The sequence below is a fragment of the Actinoplanes sp. M2I2 genome (genome assembly GCF_023544445.1).
GTDB lineage: Bacteria > Actinomycetota > Actinomycetes > Mycobacteriales > Micromonosporaceae > Actinoplanes.
This window is the reverse complement of record NZ_JALPVJ010000015.1, coordinates 17,707-37,349: the sequence shown is the minus strand read 5'-3', so window position 1 is coordinate 37,349 and position 19,643 is coordinate 17,707. Positions and strand designations below refer to the sequence as shown.

General features: G+C 71.9%; 16 protein-coding genes. 6 read left to right on the top strand and 10 right to left on the bottom strand.

All coding sequences use genetic code 11. The features are described 5' to 3' along the window. Positions 1 to 107: 107 nt before the first annotated feature. Positions 108 to 542 carry a cupin domain-containing protein gene (locus HJC40_RS28825; protein WP_250005790.1) on the bottom strand — a complete coding sequence of 145 codons (435 nt, stop codon included), beginning with the start codon at positions 540 to 542 and terminating at the stop codon, positions 108 to 110. On the opposite strand from HJC40_RS28825, the gene dinB reads away from it, so the two are divergent. From dinB to HJC40_RS28805, 4 genes are all read left to right on the top strand, one after another. Further along, the gene (dinB, locus tag HJC40_RS28820; protein ID WP_374273061.1) at positions 528 to 1,760 is read left to right on the top strand and encodes a DNA polymerase IV; all 1,233 of its coding nucleotides are present in this window, start codon (positions 528 to 530) and stop codon (positions 1,758 to 1,760) included. The genes HJC40_RS28825 and dinB overlap by 15 nt on opposite strands. 54 nt (positions 1,761 to 1,814) lie before the next feature. After that, entirely contained in the window at positions 1,815 to 2,567 is a 753-nt protein-coding gene (gene cobF, locus HJC40_RS28815; RefSeq protein WP_250005785.1) for a precorrin-6A synthase (deacetylating), read from the top strand. A gap of 154 nt (positions 2,568 to 2,721) precedes the next feature. Then, positions 2,722 to 3,021, top strand: a complete 300-nt coding sequence (locus HJC40_RS28810) for a helix-turn-helix transcriptional regulator (RefSeq protein ID WP_250005783.1) — start codon at positions 2,722 to 2,724, stop codon at positions 3,019 to 3,021. A gap of 79 nt (positions 3,022 to 3,100) precedes the next feature. Continuing rightward, a complete protein-coding gene (locus HJC40_RS28805; protein ID WP_250005781.1) occupies positions 3,101 to 3,667 on the top strand; it encodes a Uma2 family endonuclease in 567 nt (188 codons plus the stop codon). 109 nt (positions 3,668 to 3,776) lie between these two features. On the opposite strand, the gene HJC40_RS28800 is transcribed toward HJC40_RS28805, so the two are convergent. The 4 genes from HJC40_RS28800 to HJC40_RS28785 all read right to left on the bottom strand — a co-directional run bounded on the left by HJC40_RS28800 (position 3,777) and on the right by HJC40_RS28785 (position 10,711). After that, on the bottom strand, positions 3,777 to 5,069 hold the full coding sequence (locus HJC40_RS28800) for an MFS transporter (RefSeq protein ID WP_250005780.1): 1,293 nt from the start codon (positions 5,067 to 5,069) through the stop codon (positions 3,777 to 3,779). Between the two features lie 263 nt (positions 5,070 to 5,332). Then, on the bottom strand, positions 5,333 to 6,805 hold the full coding sequence (locus tag HJC40_RS28795) for a hypothetical protein (protein ID WP_250005778.1): 1,473 nt from the start codon (positions 6,803 to 6,805) through the stop codon (positions 5,333 to 5,335). Next, positions 6,798 to 7,964, bottom strand: coding sequence for a type III PLP-dependent enzyme (locus tag HJC40_RS28790; RefSeq protein WP_250005776.1), 1,167 nt, complete (start codon positions 7,962 to 7,964; stop codon positions 6,798 to 6,800). The genes HJC40_RS28795 and HJC40_RS28790 overlap by 8 nt, the downstream gene beginning before the upstream one ends. Continuing rightward, complete coding sequence (locus HJC40_RS28785) at positions 7,961 to 10,711, bottom strand: bifunctional diguanylate cyclase/phosphodiesterase (RefSeq protein ID WP_250005774.1); 2,751 nt, start codon at positions 10,709 to 10,711, stop codon at positions 7,961 to 7,963. Before HJC40_RS28785 ends, HJC40_RS28790 begins: the two co-directional genes overlap by 4 nt. 184 nt (positions 10,712 to 10,895) lie before the next feature. On the opposite strand from HJC40_RS28785, the gene HJC40_RS28780 reads away from it, so the two are divergent. After that, positions 10,896 to 14,099, top strand: a complete 3,204-nt coding sequence (locus tag HJC40_RS28780) for a GH92 family glycosyl hydrolase (RefSeq protein ID WP_250005772.1) — start codon at positions 10,896 to 10,898, stop codon at positions 14,097 to 14,099. Between the two features lie 246 nt (positions 14,100 to 14,345). Here HJC40_RS28780 and HJC40_RS28775 read toward each other — a convergent pair whose 3' ends face one another. After that, entirely contained in the window at positions 14,346 to 15,014 is a 669-nt protein-coding gene (locus HJC40_RS28775; protein ID WP_250005770.1) for a VOC family protein, read from the bottom strand. A 216-nt stretch (positions 15,015 to 15,230) separates the two neighbouring features. On the opposite strand from HJC40_RS28775, the gene HJC40_RS28770 reads away from it, so the two are divergent. Beyond that, complete coding sequence (locus HJC40_RS28770; protein ID WP_250005768.1) at positions 15,231 to 15,623, top strand: ester cyclase; 393 nt, start codon at positions 15,231 to 15,233, stop codon at positions 15,621 to 15,623. 82 nt (positions 15,624 to 15,705) lie between these two features. Here HJC40_RS28770 and HJC40_RS28765 read toward each other — a convergent pair whose 3' ends face one another. From HJC40_RS28765 to HJC40_RS28750, 4 genes are read right to left on the bottom strand one after another with little or no spacing between them, the layout of a single operon-like run. After that, the gene (locus HJC40_RS28765) at positions 15,706 to 16,374 is read right to left on the bottom strand and encodes a hypothetical protein (protein WP_250005766.1); all 669 of its coding nucleotides are present in this window, start codon (positions 16,372 to 16,374) and stop codon (positions 15,706 to 15,708) included. Positions 16,375 to 16,434: 60 nt separating this feature from the next. Next, positions 16,435 to 17,010, bottom strand: coding sequence for a helix-turn-helix transcriptional regulator (locus HJC40_RS28760; RefSeq protein WP_250005764.1), 576 nt, complete (start codon positions 17,008 to 17,010; stop codon positions 16,435 to 16,437). Beyond that, positions 17,003 to 19,063, bottom strand: coding sequence for an NAD(+) synthase (locus tag HJC40_RS28755; RefSeq protein WP_250005762.1), 2,061 nt, complete (start codon positions 19,061 to 19,063; stop codon positions 17,003 to 17,005). Before HJC40_RS28755 ends, HJC40_RS28760 begins: the two co-directional genes overlap by 8 nt. A 23-nt stretch (positions 19,064 to 19,086) precedes the next feature. Then, positions 19,087 to 19,509 (bottom strand): pyridoxamine 5'-phosphate oxidase family protein, encoded by a 423-nt coding sequence (locus HJC40_RS28750; RefSeq protein WP_250005760.1) that lies wholly within the window; start codon positions 19,507 to 19,509, stop codon positions 19,087 to 19,089. Positions 19,510 to 19,643: the final 134 nt, after the last annotated feature.

The following is a 19,643-nucleotide window of genomic DNA, read 5'->3' as shown; positions in this document are numbered from 1 at the left end:
GCTTGGCCCGGGCGGGGTGGGCCCAGGTCTGGTGTGACCAACGGAGATTCTTGCCGCCGAATTCCCCGAGGAACATGACCGGCGTCACGATCCGGACGAATACTTCGTTACGATCCGTTGTCGTCGAGACGAAAGTCGTCGAAGTCGAAGCCCGGCGCCACGACGCAGCTGACCAGGACGTACTCCGTGCTCGCGGGCTCTGCGGCCTGCCACACCCCGGCCGGGATCCGGACCTGCGGATGCTGGCCCTCCCCGACACCGAGCGTGACGGTCCTCTCCTCCTTCGGGTGCTCACCGTCACCCCCGAAGCGCAGCGTCAGCGGGCCGCCCGAGTGCCAGAACCACAGCTCGTCCGAGCGCACCACATGCCAGGCCGACTGCTCGCCCGGGTGCAACAGGAAGTAGATGGCGGTCGCGGCGGCGCGCGGACCGGCGTACCCGTCCGGTTCGAAGGTCTGCTCGGAGCGGAACGTCTCGCGGAACCAGCCGCCCTCGGGGTGGGGTTGCAGGTCGAACCGCTCGGCCAGATGAGGTCGTGTCATGCGGCCATTCTGGGTTTCGAACAAGTGTTCTATAGTGGCGCTGTGGCCATTCTGCATGCCGACCTCGACGCCTTCTACGCGTCGGTCGAGCAGCGTGACGACCCGGCCCTGCGCGGGCGACCGGTGCTCGTCGGCGGCGGGGTGGTGCTCGCGGCGAGCTACGAGGCCAAGGCCCGAGGCGTACGCACCCCGATGGGCATCGCCCAGGCCCGAGCGCTGTGCCCGTCGGCGATCCTCGTGCCACCGCGCATGACGGCCTACTCGACGGCCAGCAAGGCGGTGTTCGAGATCTTCCGCGACACGACTCCGCTGGTCGAGGGCATCTCCATCGACGAGGCGTTCCTCGACGTCAGCGGCCTGCTCCGGGTCAGCGGCAGCCCGCGCGAGATCGCGGCCCGCCTGCGCGCCGAGGTCCGCGCCCGGGTCGGCCTGCCCATCACGGTGGGCATCGCCGGCACGAAGTTCCTGGCCAAGGTGGCGAGCGCGGTCGGCAAACCGGACGGTCTGCTCGAGGTGCCGGCCGGCGCGGAACTGGCCTTCCTGCACCCACTGCCGGTCGAACGGCTCTGGGGCGTGGGCCCGATCACCTCGGCCAAGCTGCGCGAGCACCGCATCACCACGGTCGCCGACGTGGCCCGCGTCGGCGAGGCCGCGCTGGTGTCGATGCTGGGCCCGGGCGCCGGCCACCATCTGCACGCGCTGGCCCACAACCGAGACCCCCGCCGCGTCCGGGTCGGCCACCGCCGCGGCTCGATCGGCGCCCAGTGCGCGCTGGGCCGGCGGCCGCGCCCGTTCACCGAGATCGAGGCCACCCTGGACGCGCTGGTCGACCGCGTGAGCCGCCGTCTGCGTGGCGCCCACCGGGCCGGCCGCACGGTCACGATCCGCCTGCGCTTCGACGACTTCGGCCGGGCCACCCGCTCCCGCTCCCTGCTCAAGGCCACCATGCAGACCCGCGCGATCCAGGCGACCGCCCGCGCCCTGCTGCACGAGGCCCGGCCACTGATCGCCACCCGCGGCCTGACCCTGGTCGGCGTGGCCGTCAGCAACCTGGACGGCGACGGCCACGTCCAGCCGTCCCTGTTCGACGAGGCCGACGACGACCGCCTCGACGTGGCCGTGGACGCGGTGCGCGACCGGTTCGGGTCGTCGTCGCTCTCCCGGGCCGCCACCATCGGCCGCGAGCTGGGCCCCTCGGTCCCGATCCTGCCGGACTGACAACCCGACCCCTCGCCTGCCGTCGCGCCGCGGGGGTCGGGCAGACTGGTGCGGGTGCGGAAGATCAGTCTGATCGGGATCGGCGCGGGCGACCCGGACCACCTCACCCTGCAAGCGGCCAAGGCGATCGGGCGTACCGACGTCTTCTTCCTGCTCGACAAGGGCGAGACCAAGCAGAGCATGATCGATCTGCGGGAGAGGATCATTCGCGGCTACTCGAAGCCCACCCGGCGCATGATCTCGGGCCGCGATCCCGACCGTGACCGCGCCCCGGCCGACTACGAGGGCACGGTCGAGGACTGGCGGCACCGCCGGGCGCTGGTGATCGAGGAGATGCTCGTCGAGCACCTGCGCGAGGGCGAGACCGGCTCCTTCCTGGTGTGGGGCGACCCGTCGCTGTACGACTCGTCGATGGCGATCCTCGACGAGGTGCTCGCCCGGGGGACCATCGAATTCGAGTACGAGGTGATTCCCGGCATCAGCAGCGTCTCGGCGCTCGCCGCGAAGCACCGGGTGCCGCTCAACCGGGTCGGCCGGCCGTTCCAGGTGACGACCGGCCGCCGCCTCGCCGAGGGCTGGCCCGACGGCGTCGACGACGTGGTCGTGATGCTCGACGCCCAGCAGGCCTTCACCGCCCACCCCGAGGCCGACATCTTCTGGGGCGCCTACGTGAGCACGCCCGACGAGATCCTGCGTTCCGGCCGCGTCGCCGACGTAGCCGACGACATCGTCAAGACCCGTTCCGAGGCCCGCGAACAGCACGGCTGGATCATGGACACCTACCTGCTGCGCCGACCGAGCTCGTAACGGGGGCCGACTTTGGCCCGGCCCCGGCCCCGGCCCCGGCCTGGCCTGGTCGGATCGGTCGGGCGTCGGTGGTGGCCGTTCGGCCGGGTCGGGCTCGGCTCGGTGGCGCGGGGCTTGACGAGGCGCACGAGGTCGACGACGAGGAGGCGGGGTCATGAGTGATAGCGGCGGTTGGGCCGCGATGCGGGAGCGGCGGATGGGTGAGCCGGGTGCCGCGGAGGCGTACGACGCTGCACGTCTGGCGTTCGAGCTCGGTCGTTCTGCTCGGGAACTTCGGGAGCGCCGGGGTTGGAGTCAAACCGAGCTGGCGAAGGCTTCGGGAATGACGCAGTCCGCCGTCGCCCGGTTCGAAGCCGGCGGAACCGTTCCTACCTTGCCGGTGCTGGAACGGCTGGCGACGGCGTTGGACGTACGTCTCAAGGTCGGTTTCGAGCAGGGCGGCGAGGCTGCTTGAGCGGCGGCGAACTGCCGAAGCGGCTACGGGCGGACTCAACGCGGACCGCGGCGAAAATGCCTGGGCATTCGGCGATCCGATGAGCGTGGCAGTGCTGGAGCATCCGGAGCCGTGGAGCGAGGACGAGTTCTTCGCACTGGGTGACACGTCGAGCCGCGTCGAGCTGGTCGATGGCAGCCTGTGGATCGGTCCTGCACCGAGCAAGCGTCACCAGCACACTGCTTTCTTGTTGGCGATGGGCCTCTACGACGCTGCCGAGCAAGCCGGGCTCCTGGTGCTGCAGGACGTCAATCTGCGGCTGGCCGACGGGCGCATCCTGCAGCCGGATCTGCTCGTGGCCGATACCGACGACGTCGGTACGACGGTCGAGGCCGCCGAAGCCAAGCTGGTCATCGAAGTGATCTCACCGAGCAACGCTGGAACGGATCGGTTGCTCAAGCCTCAGTTGTACGCGGCGGCGCGGATCGGCTGGTATCTGCGGGTGGAGCAGCCCCAAGACTCCGTGGAGCTGCACCTCCAGCGGCTGGACGGCGACCACTACGCCTCGGTTGATGTCGCCGGTCCTGGCCAGGTGCTGGCAACCGAGGAGCCGTTCCCGTTCCAGCTCGAAGTCGCGTCTCTGCTGCGCCGCCGCCGCATCGGTTGACCCGGCCGGTCGCATGTTCATCGCCACGTACAGCTGCCTCGGTGGAGCTCCCGTCGGGTTCGGCCGGTGCGGCGGACGCTGAGGGAAAGCGCCGCCGCACCCCTGATGGTTACGACATGGTGGCCGGCTCGGCGGGTGTCGTGGGTTGCGGGTCCGGGGACCGTTTGGCGGCCAGGGCGAGCAAGGCCACCGCGGGCAGCACGAACAGGCCGGCCACCGAGAGGCCGGCGCCGATCGCGCGGCGCTGGGCCACGAAGCCGGCCGGTGGGCCGCCCGCGACCTGGCCGAGCGCGTCGGCCTGGGCCACGATCGAGAAGACCGTGGCCCGGGACTCCGGCGCGGTCGCCGACACGAGCCAGACGTTGAGGATCGGGCCGGTCGAGTCGCGCAGCAGGCGTACGGCCAGATAGAGGGCGACCGCCGCCCACCAGTGACCGGCCCAGCCGAGGCCGATCAGGCCGGCCGCCGTGAGGGCCTGGAGCGCCGCCAGGACGCGGCCGACGCGCTGGGGGCGTACGACGTCGATCCATCGGCCGGCCAGGCCGGTGACCACGATGGAGCCGAGCGCGGCGATCATCGAGAGGGCGCCGAAGACCAGCTCGACCGGGTGGTCGCCCACGAACGGCAGCAGGAACGGCTGGCTCAGCCGGTCGAAGCCCTCGCTGCTCATGCCCGCGAAGAGCGTCGCGCCCAGGATGCCGGCCAGCACCGTGCTGTGCCGCACGGCTCGCGCGCCGTCGGCGACCTGGCGGCGCATCGAGCGCCATGACTCGGTCGGTGCCGAGCGCCCCGAGTCGGGCGGGGCCGAGCGCCCCGAGTCGCGCGGGGCCGAGCGCCAGGAGCCGGTCGGGGCCGGGCGCCAGGTCTCGGGCATGACCACCGTCAGCAGGACGCCGAGGGCCAGCGTGAGGACGCCGCCGGCGACGATGGGCAGGGCCGGTTCGACGGCGGTCAGCCCGACCGCGGCGACGATGCCCAGCAGCGCGCCGGCCTGGGTGAGCTGACCACCGCGTACGAAGGCCCTGGTCACCCGGTCGGGGGCGATCTCGTCGGCCGCCCAGGCCTCCTCGGCGCCGTCGACGCAGACTGCGCCGATCGCCCAGATGACGTTGGCGACGAGGATCGCCGCGTACGTGGGAAGCAGGCCCCAGACGAGCAGGCCGGCGCCCATCAGCAGGTAGCCGGCGATGACGCTGAGGCGGCGGCTGTAGCGGTCGGCGATCACGCCGGTGGGGACCTGGGCGACGAAGCACACGGCTTCCATGAGCGTGCCGACGAGGACGAGCTGAAGCGGCGACAGTCCGACGACGGTCGCCTGATAGATCAGGTTGAGGGTGAAGGCCATCTTGGCCGCGAACGAGCCGGCGCCGCAGATGAGCAGATAGAGACGGTACGAGGACATGCGCGAACGCTCCGGGATAACGAGGTCGTCCCGGTGCCGGGGAAGTGTGCGCTGCTGTTAGAGGGTCATCGGCCCGCAGTCGTCACAGGGCACCGGAGAAGCGAAGCGATGCCACGCGCAGTTGTCATGCGGTCATGGTCGTGATCGCACCGCCGCGCCGTCAAGCGGTTTACGACTCCTGGCCTGCCCACCCGCCCGGGAGATGGGGTGACCTTAGAACGATGTCAAGGACGGCGGGCTGGTTGTCCACAGGGCAGGCCGGTTCAGGAGGGAACCGGGCGGCGGAGCAGGCGGGGGGCTGTGGACAAGCCGGCCCACAGAACGAGGGTGACGGTGCCGAGGATCAGGGCGGATGCGCTCGCTGCCACGCCGATGGCCGAGGTGGCGACGACCATGGGGAGCAGGCGCACGGAGAGCGCGCCGCCCATCGCCCGGACCGAGGCGCTGTAGGCCAGATCCCGGGTGAGGGACTCCGGCTTGGCCTCGGCGGCCACCCGGGCGTCCATGTCGCCCTCGAACGCTGTCTGGCTCAGGCCGGCGGCGAACTGGGCCACCAGCACCATGGGCGCGTAGACGGGCGCCAGGATCCAGCCGGCCAGCATGCCGAGACCCCACAGGCACCAGCGCAGGACGGCGGGGAGCCGCAGGCGGCTCAGGAGGGCGACGGCCCGGGTGGCCAGCAGGGTGCCGAGGCAGAACGCGATCGCCGAGAGGGCGACCCATTCGTGGCCGTGCAGTTCCGCGACCACGGGTACGGCCAGGAGCGTCGGACCGGAGGCCAGCAGCATGACGCCGGCACCGGCCAGGAGCATGCGGGGCTGGGGGAGCTGCCAACCGGCCGAAGTCGCGGGCGACCCGGCCGCGTGCCGCCAGCGCGCCGGCACTGACGTGTGAGCCGCGCCGGCGGGCGCCGACCCGGGAGCCGGATCTGCCGACGGGGAGCCGGGGAGCCCGGGAGCCGGTGCGGAGAAGTCGGCGGCCGGGCCGGGGAGAGCGGCGCGAGCTCCGGCCGACACCGCGCCCGCGTGGGCGGGGCACGGCGCGGCGGCCGGTTCCGCGGAGGAGCCGGACGTGGAGGCGGTGGTGGCCCTGGCGAAGCGGGGCGGCGGCGAAGGGGTGATCCGGGCGCGCCGGGCGACCAGCACCGTCGGCAGCAGCGAGCCCAGATAGACGACGAAGACGGCGATCAGCAGCCACCCCGTCGGATAGCCGAACGTGCCCGTCGGCAGCAGCGCCGCGAGCGCCGTGCCCGCGGCCTCGACCCCGGCGATCGCCACGGCGTAGCGGGTCATGGACCGGGGCGAAGCGTCCACCGCGGACACCTCGGCCCGCATGCCGGCGAAACCGGCCCAGGCGGCCACGTGTTGCAGGGTGACGAGCAGCGCGACCAGCCAGGACGGCCAGCCGGCGATCAGGCCGTACAGCGTGGCGAAGCGCAGCAGCACCTCGATGCCCGCGGCCCCGCGCAGCAGGGTCCGGCCGTTCAGGCGGCGGGCCAGCCAGCCGGTGACCGGCGCCGACAGCACGACGCCGACGAGCATGGCGGCGTTGTAGAGGGCCGCCTCGGCCAGCCCGCCCCGGGCGGTGGCGATGAGCACGACGAACGTCCAGCCCAGGGCCATGCCGAACGAGTCGACGATGCCCGAGAGGACCAGTTCGCGCAGGCGGCCGGCACGACGCATGCCGCCGGGACCGGCCCGGCGGCGCCCGCGCCGGGCCACCGGCAGATCAGCCACGTGGACGTACCGCGTCGACCAGGGAGCCGACGAACAGGGGGGTCGGCTGGTCGAAACCGTTGAAGTTCGAGGCGTACGCCAGGGTGTAGGCGCCGGTCGAGCCGATGTAGAGCACGTCGCCCGTCTTGAGCCCGGCCGGCAGCATGATGCCGTACCCGATGGTGTCGCTGCTGTCGCAGGTCGGTCCGGTGACCGTGTACGGGATCAGCTCACCCGGGGAGGACAGCGACGTCCGGATCGGGAAGTCCCAGCCGCCCGGGGTCTGCAGCACCTCCATGAGGCCGTTGAACGCGCCCACCTCGAGGTAGAGCCAGTTCTCCTCGTCCCGGCGCTCGTGCCCGATGACGGTCGAGGCCAGCACGCCCGACTCGGCCACCAGGTGCCGGCCGGGCTCGGCCACGATCAGGCCCGGGCGGTACGGCAGCGCGTCCAGCGCCTCGGTCGTGGCCGCGCCGATCTCGTCGATCGCCGGCACGCCGGAGGTGTAGCGGGCCGGGAAACCGCCGCCCAGGTCGAGCATCTCGAGGTGGATGCCGTCGTGGCGCAGCCGGTCCATGAGCTTGCCGGCGGTGTCGATCGCCTCGGCCCACGCTTCCGGCCGCCCGCACTGCGATCCTACGTGGAACGTGACCCCGTACGGTCGCAGGCCGAGCCGGTCGGCCAGCAGAAGGAGGTCGTACGCGTCCTCGACGTCGGTGCCGAACTTGCGGGACAGCGGGAAGACGCTGGCCTCGTCGTCGACCCGCAGCCGGACGTAGACGGCCGAGCCGGGGGCGTGCTCGGCGATCTTCGCGAGTTCGTTGGGGGAGTCGAAGCTGAACCGCCAGAGGCCGGCCGCGTGCGCCGCGGCGATGTGCGCGGGCGGCTTGACCGGGTTGCTGTAGAGCACGTCGGCCGGGTCGACCCCGATCGCCTGCAGCATCCGTAGCTCGCCGATGGAGGCCACCTCGAAACCGGAGCCCTCGGCGTGCAGGGTGCGCAGGATCTCCTCGGCCGGGTTGCACTTCATCGCGTAGTGCACGTGTACGCCGGGCAGGGCCGCGCGGAACGCCGCGTACCGGTCGGCGATCGTGTCGAGGTCGGTCACGAGGTACGGCGTCGGCATGTCGACGATCCCGCCGAGCGTCGCGGGGGCGAGCGGGGTGGGCCACGCGGTCATGCGGGGATCTCCAAACGGGGGTCGGCGCCTTCGAGGAACAGCCGTCCGGCCTGGGCGGCCGGCACGGGGCGGGAGAAGTAGTAGCCCTGGGCGAAGTGGCAGCCCATGTCGCGGAGCGCGGCGAGCTGCCCGAACTCCTCGATGCCTTCGGCGACCGTGGCCATGCCGAGGCTCTTGCCGAGCTGGACGATGGTGTCGGCCAGCGCGGTGTCGTCGGTCAGGGCGCCGAGCCGCTCGACGAACGAGCGGTCGATCTTGAGGGTGTCGACCGGGAAGCGCCGCAGGTAGGCCAGCGACGAGTAGCCGGTGCCGAAGTCGTCGATGGCCAGCGTCACGCCGAGCGCCTTGAGCCGCACCAGCTGCTCGAGGTTGTCGTCGGTGTCGGTCATCAGCACGCTCTCGGTCATCTCGAGGCAGAGCTGGTCGGCCGGCATGCCGGTCTCGGCCAGGATCTCGGCGACCACGTCGACCAGGTCGGCCCGGTCGAACTGGCGGACCGAGACGTTGACGGCCATCTTGACCGGGCGGCCGTTGCCGGCGTTGCTCCACTCGACGGCCTGGCGGCACGCCTCGCGCAGCACCCAGCGGCCGAGCGGCACGATGAGCCCGGTGGCCTCGGCGATGGGGATGAACTCGGCCGGCGGGATCAGCCCGCGCTCGGGGTGGAACCAGCGGGCCAGCGCCTCGAAGCCGATGACCTCGCTGCTGCCCAGGTCGACGGTCGGCTGGTAGTGCAGGCGGATCTGGTCGCGTTCGAGCGCCACGCGCAGGTCGGCCTCGAGCTCGAGCCGGGCGACCAGGCCCGAGAGCATCTCCGGGTCGTAGCTGGCGTAGCCGCTGCCGCCGGCCGACTTGGCCTTGTACATGGCCAGGTCGGCGTTGCGCATGAGCTGCTCGGCGCCGTCGGCCTCGTCGTCGGCCAGCAGCCCGGCCGCGGCCAGGCCGATGCTGGCCTGCACGTGGATGTCGCGGCTGTCGCTGGCGAACGGCTCCTCGAGCACGTCGATGATGCGCTGCGCGACCTGCTCGGCGTCGTCGCCGCCGAACTCCGACTCGATGAGCACGGCGAACTCGTCGCCGCCGAACCGGGCCACGATGTCGACGTCGCGCACCGAGGCCCGCAGCCGGTCGGCCACCTGCACGAGCAGCTGGTCACCGGCGAGGTGGCCGAGGCTGTCGTTGACTTCCTTGAACCCGTCGAGGTCGAGGAACAGCACGGTGACCTCGCCGCCGGCGGGACGGCCGCGCAGGGCCTCACTGACCCGCTCGCGGAACAGGGCGCGGTTGGCCAGCTGGGTCAGGGCGTCGTGATAGGCCTCGTGGACGAGCTGGTCCTGCAGCTCCTTGCGCTCGCTGATGTCGCGGGTGTTGAGCACCAGACCGGCGACACTGGGGTCGCTGAGCAGGTTGGTGATGGTCATCTCGGCCTGCCGGAGCCGCCCGTCGCGGTGCTGGACGGTCAGCTCGAGCACGGTCGTCGCGTACGGCCGGCCGGCGACCTGCCGCAGCGCCTGGGCCAGCCGGATGCCGGACTCGGGGTCGAGCAGCTTGGCCAGGCGGCGGCCGTGCAGGAAACGCGCCGGGTAGCCGAAGACGCGGTGCACCGACTCGCTCTGGTACAGGACGTCGGCCTCGGGGCTGACCACGGTGACCACGTCGGAGCTGTGCTGCACCAGGGCCTTGAACCGCTGCTCGCTGGCGAACAGCTCGGCGGTGCGGGCGGCGACGCGGGCTTCGAGCGTACGGGTGAGGTTGCGGTTCTCGCGCAGGGTGAGCAGCTGGCGGCCGACGATCAGCAGGATCAGGACCGAGCGGGTGTAGGCGACGAACCCGTTGCTGTGGCCCGTGGCGGCGTACCAGACGACCGAGGTGAACAGGGCGGCGAGGACCGCGACGTACGGCAGCAGGATGCCCACCGGCTGGCCGCTCCCGTCCTCGACGACGTCGTCCGTGCGCCGGGCCGGCTTGAAGGCGGCCAGCAGGATGAGCGAGAACCCGGTGAACCAGCCGATGTCGGTGACGCCGCCGGGGCTGTAGCTGCCGAGCAGGTTGAGGTAGGCGTAGCCGATGTCGGAGACCGCGAAGGCCGCGATGCCCACGCCGACCAGCGCGAGCTGGTTGAAGGTCCGGCCGCTGCGGCGCTGCTGCGCCAGCATGTAGAGCACCATGGTGACGATCACCACGTCGCCCAGCGGGTAGGCCAGGCTGACGTAGAGGGCGAGCGGGCTGCTCTGGCCGGCGTCGAGCAGCGGCTGGACCACGAAGATCCAGGCCATCAGCACGAGCGAGGCGGCGACCATGAGGCCGTCCAGGACGCTGCGGACCCGCCCGGCCAGCGCCTCGGCCCGGCTCGGCAGCACCAGCAGGCCGATCGGGGTCAGCACGACCATGCCGAGGTAGCCGAGGTCGGCCTCCGACGGCAGGTGCACCTCGTGGCCGAGGACGGTCTGGATGTAGCACGCCGCGCCCTGTCCCAGGCCCCAGCTCAGCACGCCCAGGCCGATCAGGGCCCAGCCCCAGCGCAGCCGGCCGGTGAACAGCCGGGCGCGGCCCAGACAGGCCACGGCCGCGGCGATCGCGGCGAAACACAGGCCGAAGTTGGAGACGACGAGGCCGAGGTCGGGCCCGCCCGCACCGGTGCTCAGGACGAACGCGAAGGCCACGACGAAGGCGCCGACCAGGAGGCAGAGCCGATACCACCCGGTCGGGCGGTGGCTTTCGGCCCGCGGTTCGGTGCTCGCTGCCATCAGACGTGTCTCCGGTCGGCCAGGAACTGCCCCGAGGTGGGCGGTCGTAGGGCCTAGATCGGGCCGGGCCGGGCGGCCTTGAGGGCTTCGGCCGTGCAATTGGGGAGCAGAGGCATTGACGAACGTCACTACAAGGTGACAACGTTGTCACGGCCTGATCACACCGGTCACGGGAGGTTCATCCATGCACTTCTTGCTCAGCGCCGTCCTGGCCCTGACTCCCGCGGTGGCCGCGCCCGCGGCGAGCGCCGCCGACCCGGTCGATCTGGTGCGGCCCTTCGTGGGCACCGAGAACTTCGGCAACACGTTCCCCGGCGCGAGCGCCCCCTTCGGGATGGTGCAGGTCAGCCCGGACACCGGCGGGCAGGGTGGATACGACCACCGGCAGTCCACGATTTACGGCTTCAGCCAGACGCACCTCTCCGGCGTGGGCTGCGGCGTGGCCGGTGAGCTGCCGATCATGCCCACCACCGGGGCGATCACCAGCGTCGACCCGAACGCCTACCGGTCGGCGTACAGCCACGACGACGAGGAGGCCTCGCCGGGCTACTACCGGGTCGGGCTCCGGACGTACGACGTGAAGGCCGAGCTCACCGCGACCGAGCGCACCGGGTGGCAGCGCTACACGTTCCCGTCCACCGCGGCGGCGAACGTCCTGTTCAACACCGGCAAGGCCAACCAGTCCGTGTTCGACTCCGAGATCCACGTCGTGGGGGACCGGACGATCGAGGGCCGGGTCGAGGCCGGCAACTTCTGCGCCGGCAAGGACGACCACACCGTCTACTTCACCGCCTCGTTCGACCGGCCGTTCGCTGCCTTCGGCACGTGGCGGGGCTCGGCCCGTACAGCGGGGAGCCGGGACGCGGCCGGGTCGGGTTCGAACGGCGCCTACGTCACGTTCGACGCCTCGGCCGATCGGGACGTCGTGGTCAAGGTCGGGCTCTCGTACACCGGCGTGGCCGGGGCCCGGGCCAACCTCGCGGCCGAGACGGCGGGCTTCGACTTCGACGCGACCCGGGCGGCGCTGCGGGCCAAGTGGGCGGCTGCCCTGGGCAAGGTCACGATCGGCGGCGGTACGGAGGACAGGCGCGCGGCGTTCTACACGGCGCTCTACCACTCGCTGCTGCACCCGAACCTGGCCGGGGACGTCGACGGCTCGTACGTCGGCTTCGACCGGGCCGTGCACAAGGCGGTGGGCTACACGCCGTACCAGAACTTCTCGTTGTGGGACACCTATCGCCCGCAGAACCAGTTGCTGGAGCTGCTGACGCCCGACGTGGCACGGGATGTGGCGCTGAGCGTGCTGGCGATCGGCCGGGACGGCGGCTGGCTGCCCCGGTGGGCCCTGGTCAACAGCGAGACCAACATCATGACCGGCGACCCGGTGACCCCGTTCCTCGTCGAGGCCTGGTCCAAGGGGCTGCTGAAGGGTCACGAGGCCGCGGCGTACGACCTGTTGCGCGCGAACGCCCTGAGCGAACCACCGGCGGGCTCGCCCTACAACGGGCGCACCGGGGTCCGGTACTACAGCGACCGCGGCTACATCCCGTCCGGGCTCGAGCTCGGCAAGGACTGCGTGCACAAGGGCGGCGACAACGACTGCGTGCACCCGGCTTCGGCGACGCTCGAATACGCGGCCGCCGACGCCTCGCTCGCGCTGATGGCGGCCGGGCTGGGCCGGACGGCCGACGCGCAGCTCTTCGCCGGGCGGGGGCAGTGGTACCGCAACCTGTGGGACTCCTCGATCCAGCAGTTCCGGCCGCGCACGGTCGACGGCACCTGGCTGACCCCGTACGACCCGGTGGCCGCGGCCCAGCAGTTCCACGAGGGCGGGGCCCACCAGTACCAGTGGCTGGTGCCGCAGGACCCGGCCGGGCTCGTCCGGTTGATGGGCGGACGGGCGGCGACCGAGCGGCGGCTGGACGACTTCTTCGCGTACCCGAAGCTGCTCACCGACCCGGCCGGAACCGCGCGCACCGACTGGATCGCCAGCCCGTACGACTACTACGCCAAGGCCACCTACAACCCGAACAACGAGCCCGACCTGCTGGCGCCGTACATGTATCACTGGGCCGGGGCGCCGGCGAAGACGGCCACGGTCGTGCGGGCCGCGATGACCCTGTTCACCACCGGCCCCGACGGCATGACCGGCAACGACGACCTGGGCACGATGAGCGCCTGGTACGTCTTCTCGTCGCTCGGCCTCTACCCGACCATGAGCGGGGCGAACTTCCTGGCCGTGTCGAGCCCGCAGTTCCCGTCGGCGGTGCTGGCGCTCAAGGGCGGCACCCTGACCATCACCGCGCCGGGCGCCTCGGACCAGAGCCGTTACATCCAGGGCGTCCAGGTCAACGGCTCGGCCCTGACCCGCAACTGGGTGCCGTGGTCGGCGATCGGAACGGGCGGCACGGTCGCGCACACGCTCGGCACCTCCCCGTCGGCCTGGGGCACGTCGACGGCCGCCGAACCGCCGTCGGTCAACCAGGCCCCGCTCGACAACCGCACCCGCCTCGACGCCGCCGTCCGTCCCACGACCGCGGCCCTCCCACCCGGCGGATCCGCGACGCTCACGGTCGACCTGGTGGGTCAGGCGCCCGGGACAGTGCAGCCCCGGGTGGCGGCCACGGCGCCGGCGGGCTGGTCGGCGACCGTACGCCAGCCGGGCCCGCTGGTGTCCCGGAACCAGCCGGTCTCGGGCACGGCGGCGGTGACCGTGACCGCGCCGGCGGGCACGGCCCTCGGGACCTACCCGCTGACCGTCACGGTGACCGGGGCCGGCCCGGCCCTGACGAAGAAGGCGAACCTGGTCGTGACGGCGCCGGTGACGTGCGCCGCGTCGTCGGCCGCGGGACAGTGCGCGGTGAACCTCTCGTCGTTGCGCTCGCGGGACGGGACAGCCACGGTCGCCGCGACGGCCGAGGGCAACTTCGACGGCAGCGGCTGGAGCTACGACGCCGCCCTGATGCCCGCGGCCGGCCCGGTCACCTGGGGCGGCGTGACCTACGACGCGCCCAACCCGGGTGGAGCGGCGGCCAACCTGGTGCCCGCCACCGGCCAGACGCTGTTGCTGCCGGCCGGTTCGCGAACGTCGGCCAACCTGGTGCTGACCAGCCACAACGGCCCGGTGGGCACCTCGGTCACCATCGGGTACACCGACGGCACCTCGGCCTCGTCGTCGGTGACCGTGGCCGACTGGTGCGGCACGGCGGCCGCCGGAACCACCGCCGTCCTCTCCATGCCCCACCGCATCAAGGCGGGCCAGGGCGTCGACGGCCCACCGGTCGCCCTGTTCGGCGCGAGCCTGCCGCTGACGCCGGGCAAACAGATCCGCTCGATCACCCTCCCCTCCGACCCGCGGGTCTACGTCTACGCCGTGACCCTGAAATAGGAGAACCGAAACCGCCGAGCCGCGTCCGGAAGCCGAGCCCCGTTTGGAAGCCGAGCCCCGTTTGGAAGCGGAGCCCCGTTTGGAAGCGGAGCCCCGTCGGGAAGCGGAGCCCCGTCGGGAAGCCGAGCCCCGTTGGGAAGCGGAGCCCGGCCGTGGCCGGAGCAGTCATTGCCGCCCATGGGCCCGGCTCCGCTTCCGGGGCCAGGCCCCGAGCATCGGGGCCCGGGACGCCATCCGGAACCGGCCTCAGCCGTCACGGCCCTGCCACGTGGTCACGCAGGCCTCGTTGCCCTCGGCATCGGCCAGCACCCAGAACGCCGGCGCCCGGGTGTCGGACAGGACCCGGCCGCCCGCGGCGACGGCGGCCTCGATGCGCCGGGCGGCCTCGTCGTGGGGGACCGAGATGTCGAGGTGCAGCCGGTTGCGTTGCGGGCGCGGCCGGTCCATCTGCTGGAACCAGATCGCCGGGCCCTGACCGAGCGGGTCGACGAGCGGGCCGTCGGCCGCGGCCCCGGGCTCGTCGGCATAGGCCAGCACCGCCCGCCAGAACGGCCGGACCGACGCGATGTCGAGCGCGTCGACCGCGATCTCGAGCAACTGAACCGACCGCCGGCCGGCGCCGGGCTCGGTCGTCAGCCCGCTCGCCGTGATCGCGCGGGCCAGCTGCGCGTCGAGACCGGTCACGGCCCCGATCGCGAGCGTCTGCACGGTCAGCACGACCCGATCGGCCCGTACGTCGACGCGCAGATGCCCATCGGCCTCGGCCCCGCAGGCCGCCACCGCCCGCGAGGCGACCTCGACCGCCCCGGCCAGCGACGTCACCGCCACCGAACTGCACAACGCGCCCAGCACCAGCCGCCACCCCTGGTCACCGACCGCTTCCGACGCCGCCCGGCGGCTCAGTCTCTCGTCCATGCCGGGCATCCTCGCAGGGCCCTACGACACTTTCCGGCCGCGCGGCTGCCCGCTCGCGGCCCAGCCGGCGGCGGATCACGGCGATCACGAACAAGGGGGTCCTGCGACTCCCCGGGGGCGAGAGGACTCTGGCCGGCCATCGGCGGGCGGCCTACGTTTCGAGCAGCCCCACAAAAGGCATGGCCCTGACCCGGGGCGCCGGAAAGGTACGAGATCATGTCGGACATCAATCTGCGGGACTTCTACGAGCGATACATCGAGGCCCTCAACGCTCACCAGTTCGACCGCATGCCCGAGTTCATCCACGAGACCATCACGCTGCAGAGCGAGCCGGGCACCCGGGACGCCGTCGTGGCTCAGCTGAACGGCATCGTCGACGCGGTTCCCGACTTCCACTGGGACACCCAGGAACTCGTCATCGACGGCAACCGGCTCGGCGCGCGCCTGGTCAACACCGGCACGCCGGCCAAGGAGTTCCTCGGTGTCCCGCCCACCGGCAAGCCGATCAAGATCGTCGAGTTCGCCATCTACACGCTGCGCGACGGCAAGTTCCTGCACATGTCGGCCCTGCACGACGCCGTGGCCCTGCGCGAGCAGCTCGAGGCCTGATCCGCGGTACGCCTCTCCTGCCGACCCCGGCCCGCCGTGACCGTACGGGCGAGCCGGGGTCGAGGGCAGCCGGCGCCAACGATCACGCCATCCCGACTCCGTCCCGGCGCCGGGGTCCGGGTTGGGCGAAGGCAGCCAGCAGGAGCACACCGAAGATCACCAGGTTGAGGATCCAGCGCGGGTCGTCGAGGTGCAGGCCGGCTTCGAAGTGGCTGCGTTCCGCGGTGGTCAGCGGGGCGCTGGAGCCCTCCGCCGCCGCGAAGTCCAGGCGATCCCGGGCGAAGACGGCGTAGGTCCAGATGCGCAGGACGAAATAGAGGGCGGCGGCGAGCACGATGAGGAACCGGCGGCGGCCCGGACGCCAGCCGATGATCAGCAGCGCGGGGATGATCACGAGTTCGGTGGGGACGTTCGCCGCGATCGCGATCGGGATGCTGGGCAGAAACAGCTTGACCATGGTCTCGCCGGTTATCGAGGGGCTCGTCAGCGCGGCGTTCCACAGCAGGATGCCGATGGCGCCGCCGAAGCCGAAGAGCGCCATCGTGGTGACGCCCAGACCGATGAGCGTGCTCTCCACCCGCGCGCTGACGCCGGGCCGCCGCCGGACCGCGTGAGCCCCGGAGCCGATGACGACCGCCCAGGCGGCGCCCAGGAGAACGGCCACCGGCACGGGCAGGAACTCCGCGAGCGAAAGGCCTTGGACAACGACGACGAAGACCGTTGCGAGAGCGTAGGGAAGATGGGGTCTCATGGCGGCCGACGCTAGGCAGCGGGCCGCCGCCGGACATCTGCCGAAGGGCCTATGCCGGGTTTAATCCGCCGGCTGATCGTCCTCTCGGCGCGCCGGCCCGGCCGGTTGAGGTGCCGGGTCGAGCAGGCCGGACCGGCGGGCGTGGGCGACCGCCTGAAGCCGGCTCTCGGCCCTCAGCTTGCGGAAGATGTGGCTGAGATGAGCTTTCACGGTGCCCGGCGCGACGAAGAGGGTCTCGGCGATCTCCCGGTTGGAACGTCCGGCGGCCAGCTGACCCAACACCTCCATCTCCCGAGGACTGAGCGGCTCGGCCGGGCCGACCGCCGCCACCGGCGCCGGGGGAGCGGCCACGGCAGCCGGGTCGGCGGCCACGGCAGCCGGCGGAGCAGAGGCGTCGCTCATCTGCGCCAGTGTCCCGAGGTCGAGGACCGCAACCGGGTGACTGGTCGCGGGCAGCCGGCGTACGGCCAGGACGGCGATCAGCAACACGAGCGCCCCGAAGAGCGGGATCACCCACCATTGCCGAGCGCCGTGATCGACCATCGCGAACGACAACCCGACGACCACCATCGCCCAGACGAAACAGCCGCTCAGGATCGCGGCGGTCAGGAGGGCCCGGCGGGCTCGGTCAGTCATCGGTGGTCTTGTCCCAGGCGCCGGCCTTGTCCCAGCGTTCCAGGTCGCGCAGCCAGGCGTTGGCGTTGCCGTCGGACGGGGCCCGCCAGTCGCCGCGGGGGGAGAGGGAGCCGCCGGCCGAGACCTTGGGGCCGTTGGGCATCGCCGAGCGCTTGAACTGGGCGAAGGCGAAGAAGCGGCGGCAGAACTTCTCGAGCCAGTGGCGGATCTCGGGCAGGTCGTAGGCGATGCGCTTGGGGTCGGGGAAGTTCGGCGGCCAGTCCCCGGCGCCCGCGTCGCGCCAGGCGTGCCAGGCCAGGAAGCCGATCTTCGACGGGCGCAGGCCGTAGCGGAGCACGTGGAACAGCGCGAAGTCGTGCAGGGCGTACGGGCCGATGGTGCTCTCGGTGGACTGCAGCTCGGCGCCGGGCACCAGCTCGGGGCTGATCTCGGTGTCGAGCACCGCGGTGAGCACGTCCCCGACCTCGTCGTCGAAGATCTTCTCGCTCACCACCCAGCGGATGAGGTGCTGCATCAGCGTCTTGGGCACGCCGCCGTTGACGTTGTAGTGGCTCATCTGGTCGCCGACGCCGTACGTGCACCAGCCCAGGGCCAGCTCGGACAGGTCACCGGTGCCGAGCACGATGCCGTTGCGCTGGTTGGCCAGCCGGAACAGGTAATCGGTGCGCAGCCCGGCCTGTACGTTCTCGAACGTGACGTCGTAGACCGGCTCGCCCGACGCGAACGGGTGTCCCATCTCGGTCAGCATGAGCTTGGCCGTCGACGTGATGTCGAGCTCGGCCGCGGTGACGCCGAGCGCCCGCATCAACCGGTGCGCGTTGTCCTTCGTACCCGCGCTGGTCGCGAAGCCCGGCATGGTGAAGCCCAGGATGTCGCTGCGCGGCCGGCCGGCCCGGTCCATCGCCCGCGCGGCCACGATCAGCGCGTGGGTCGAGTCGAGACCGCCCGAGACACCGATGACCACCTTGGGGTTGCCGATCGCCCCGAGCCGCTGCTGCAGACCGGCGACTTGGATGTTGTACGCCTCGTAGCAGTCCAGAGCGAGCCGTTGCTTGTCGGCCGGCACGAACGGGAAGCGCTCGACACGCCGCCGCAGGCCGAGGTCGGTGGTCGGCGGGTCGAGCCGGAACCGGACGGGCCGGAAGTGGTTCGTCCGGTCGGCGTGCGTGCGGCGGTTGTCGTCGAAGCTGCCCATCCGCAGCCGCTCCTGCCGCAGCAGGTCGAGATCCACGTCGGCGACCGAGGCCAGGTCGTCGAGCGGGAACCGTTCCGACTCGGCCAGCAGCACCCCGTTCTCGTAGATCATCGTCTGCCCGTCCCAGGACAGGTCGGTGCTCGACTCACCGAGCCCCGCGGCGGCATAGACGTACGCGGCCAGGCACCGTGACGACGCCGACTTGCACAGCAGCCTGCGGTCCTCGGCGCGGCCCACGGTGATCGGGCTGCCCGACAGGTTGAGCAGCACCGTCGCCCCGGCCAGCGCGGCCTCGGCGCTCGGTGGGATCGGGACCCACATGTCCTCGCAGATCTCGACGTGCACGACGAGACCGGGCACGTCCTCGGCCTGGAACAGCAGATCCGTACCGAAGGGCACGTCCTCGCCGTCGAAGGTGTAGACGCCACCGCGCTCGTCGTCGCCCGCCGCGATCTGCCGCTTCTCGTAGAACTCGCGGTAGTTGGGCAGGTACGACTTCGGCGCGATGCCCAGGATCCGGCCGCGGTGCACGACGACCGCGCAGTTGTAGACGCGGTTGCGGTGCCGCAGCGGCGCCCCGACGACCAGGACGGGCAGCAGGTCGGCCGACCCGGCCACCACCGTCCGCAGGCCGTCGACCACGTCGTCGAGCACCGCGTCCTGCAGCAGCAGGTCCTCGATCGAGTAGCCGCACAGCCCCAGCTCGGGGAAGAGCGCGACGGCGACACCCTGCTCCGAGCACGCGCGGGCCGTCCGGAGGATGCCCTCGGCGTTCGCGGCGGGGTCGGCGATGACGGCGTGGTTGGTGCACGCGGCGACCCGCGCGAACCCGTGCTGATAGATCGAGCGGAAGTTCACGATCCCATTCTCCGTAAGAGTGGTCAGGCGGCGTAGCGGTTCACGACGTCGGGGTGCAGGACGATGCGTACCACGTTCCCGTCCCGCCACTCGTCGACCTGGGGCTGGTGGCGCGGCTCGTCGAAGGTCCAGTACCGTCCGGCCAGCCGGGCCGCGAGCTCGCCGCCGGCCCCGTCGCTGTCGTCGTGGAGGGTGACCGTGCCCTCCACCGCCACCCAGTGCTCGGGCTCGCCGGCGGGCGCGGAGACGACGACGGAGGCTCGCGGGTTCTCCCGCAACCGGTCGAGCTTCGGCGCGCCGGCCACGGTGAACATCTGCAGGTCGCCGTCGTCGGTCACCTCGAACCACACCGGGCGCGGCGAGGGCCAGCGCTCCCCGCGGGCTGCGACGGTGAGAAAGGCGTAGAGCGGCCGGTTGAGCAGGGCGAGGTCCTGATCACGCAACATGGAACCACCCTATGTCTCAGCCGCGCCGGGGACCGACGGTGGTGAGGTCGGCCGTCGCGGGCAGGGGCACCGCGTCACCCTATCGGCCGGGATACTGCGGATGGTGCAGGGCGTAGTCGGGAGGCGTCGGTGGA